We start from the raw sequence: 2,923 nt of genomic DNA on the forward strand, positions 1-2,923 counted from the left end.
AGGGAACATTTTTTGGAGCATGGATTTTTTGAAATCTTCCATCTTGGAAACTTTGTCTTCTTGCTTTTCAATTAGAGCATCAATATTTTTAAACAAGTCTCCGATTTTTTCTTGTTCACCGAAAAAAGGAATTTTTATATTTAAATTCCTTACAATTTGAGCTGATAGATTACCTTGACCACCTTGCAGATATTTATTTAGTATAATTTCTTTATTTTTATTTAAATAATTTAATACAAATACGCTATTGTAATTGTCATATAATTTTATAGCTAAAATAGCTTGATTTATAGCTCCACTCATTTTTATAATATCAGCTTCACCACTAGTAGCTCCGTACAATGCGTAAACTAAATCTCCTTCATCGACCATCTTTGCAGATGAATTTAAAAGACCTTCTTCAGATATGAAGAGTTCTGTGCATGCGCTATGAATTTCTCCCGATCTAATAAATGGAATGGTTCCATTATAATAAGTCGAATTCCTTGATGAAGGTGTTCCTCCTGAATAGAATCTAGCTAAGTCATCTATTTTCTTTTCTTCCCACTCCCCATCAAAACCATCGAACCTTAGCTCTGGTACCTTTCTCATAAATTACCACCTAAGATTTCCATAAATCCTTCAAGCTCCGCCTTAGCTTCATCTGTGTTTGCCACAAGGTTTTTCATATCAGCTAGGATTTCTGCCTTAAGCTTATCAGCTTCTTCATTGATAGACTTGATATCCTTTGATACTTCTGCCAAGTCTATGGGTTCTTCTTCTTCGAAGGTGTCGACATATCTTGGGATATTTAAGTTGAAGCCATTTTCTTCTATCTCATCAAACCCTGCTAGGTGGGCGAATTTGTCTATTTCTTCCCTGGACCTTAGGGCCTTGTATATCTTTTGGATATTTTCTTCGGTTAGCTCGTTTTTGTTGCCTTTTTTGACAAATTCCTCGCTAGCATCTATGAAATAAACACTTCTGTCAGTCTTATCTTTCCTTAGTATTATTAGACTTACTGGAATTCCTGTAGAGTAGAATAAATTTGGAGCAAGGCCTATGACTGCATCTATTGATCCATTTTCTAACATGACTTTTCTAATCTTTGCCTCTGCCCCAGACCTAAAGAGGACTCCATGTGGGAGAAGTATTGCCATAGTTCCTGTGTTTTTCAAATGGTAGAAGCCATGGAGAAGGAAGGCAAAGTCTGCCCTTGATTTGGGTGGGAGGACTCCGTATTCAGAAAATCGTGGATCATCCAAAAATCCCTTGCTCGCATCCCATTTGGCAGAATATGGTGGATTCATAAGAACTGCATCAAAGTTGGTTGGCTCATCTACTGGCCAATCATCTGATAGGGTGTTGCCTTGGTTTAAGCTCTGATACTCAAGTGGCACGTCGTGGAGGATCATATTCATACGAGATAGGTTGTAGGTAGAATTGTTTAGCTCCTGACCAAAGTATCTGATGCGGTTTGCTTCATTGGAGAAGTTTCTCACATTTAAAAGCAAGGACCCAGATCCAAGGGTTGGGTCAAACACAGTAAGGCCCGCCTTATCTTCTTTGCCATCCATAGCTATCATAGCCATAAGTCTTGATACTGGCTGTGGAGTATAGAACTCTCCTGCTTTTTTGCCTGATTCTGAAGCAAAGTTTGCTAGCATATATTCGTAAACATCACCAAGTACATCGCCAGAATAGTTGGCAAAATTGACCTCGGCAAATTGCTTCATAACATTTGATATACGTTTGTTCTTCTCCTGTGGCTGTTTTCCTAGCTTGTTTGAGTAGAGGTCTATATCTTCAAACAATCCATTGAAGTCCTTATCAGCTCGCTCGATTTCATTGAAGGCCTGGCCCAGGTCATCTAGTTGGAATGTGCCTTCTTCGATTTGCTTTATAAAATTAGTAAAGGTATGATCTGGGGATATTACAAAAGAAAATTTATTCCTAAGCTCATCAACAATAAGGTCAGCATCATCTCCTTGCATCTCTTCTTGATAAATTTGCTGAATAGTTTTAAGGTCGGCATCATCAACTTCAAGTAACTTGCCAACCTCATCAAGCATCTTATCTGATAAATATTTATAAAAAATTATTCCTAATAAATAGTTCTTATATTCATTGGCATCCATCTGAGACCTAAGATCATCAGAAGCCTGCCATAATTTTTGGTAAAGATTAATAGTAGTTTCCATATATACACTCCTTGTTAGTATAATTATAACAAAAAAGGCTATTTTTAGCTAAAAAAAGCAGAGTAAGTTTTAACACTAACTCTGCTAGTAGATCCAAGTTTAGGGATAAGTTCAAAAATAAGGGTATACTTTTTTCCTCGTATAAATTACATTAAGCTATTATTAAGTTTATTCTCTTTTACAAAAAAATCGTTCTGAAATAAGTATCAATTACTTCTACCAACACGATTTATCTTACACCATTAAGTTATGATCTAATTTTTTGCCCAAATTTAAATCACTTCGAACTATTATTCAATTTATTCTTTTTTTAAAAATGTTCCCACTTTAATCCCAGTTACAGTTTTTAATCTTCTGTAACCATTGATTTTTGACGTCGTAATTTTATAGAAGTCATTAACTATAATATCCTCTCGAGGCCTTTGGCCTCTCGCTTAGTTTTTCGGACTCAGCTTTGCTTCGTCTCGAAAATGACCGATGCTTATGCATCGGTCACCCTTATATGTTGGGACTATTCCCATTAGCGAATCAGAAAAGCCAACGCTCCTATTTGTCGCGTCGGCTTTTCTTCCCTGCAGAAGGGTTTCCATCCATTTATTCTGCGGTGCTTCGCACCTTGGTAAATAGTGGAAAACTTAAAAAATATTGCTCGCAATATTTTTTACTCCCATTCTTCTTTTTCAAACGTCCGATACATCTGAAACCATTCAAAATACAAGATTCTATTTTTTCTAATACAACCA

2 protein-coding genes are annotated in these 2,923 nt (G+C 36.2%); both read right to left on the minus strand.

The window, feature by feature from the left end; genetic code table 11:
• A partial coding sequence (locus RCH56_RS07525; protein WP_306484363.1) for a restriction endonuclease subunit S occupies positions 1-591 on the minus strand: 591 nt, incomplete at its 3' end.
• Entirely contained in the window at positions 588-2,180 is a 1,593-nt protein-coding gene (locus RCH56_RS07530) for a type I restriction-modification system subunit M (protein ID WP_306484364.1), read from the minus strand. The genes RCH56_RS07530 and RCH56_RS07525, both read right to left, overlap by 4 nt.
• Between the last annotated feature and the right edge of the window lie 743 nt (positions 2,181-2,923).

Origin of the sequence: Anaerococcus sp. (assembly GCF_030825785.1) — a bacterium.
Taxonomy (GTDB): Bacteria; Bacillota; Clostridia; order Tissierellales; family Peptoniphilaceae; genus Anaerococcus.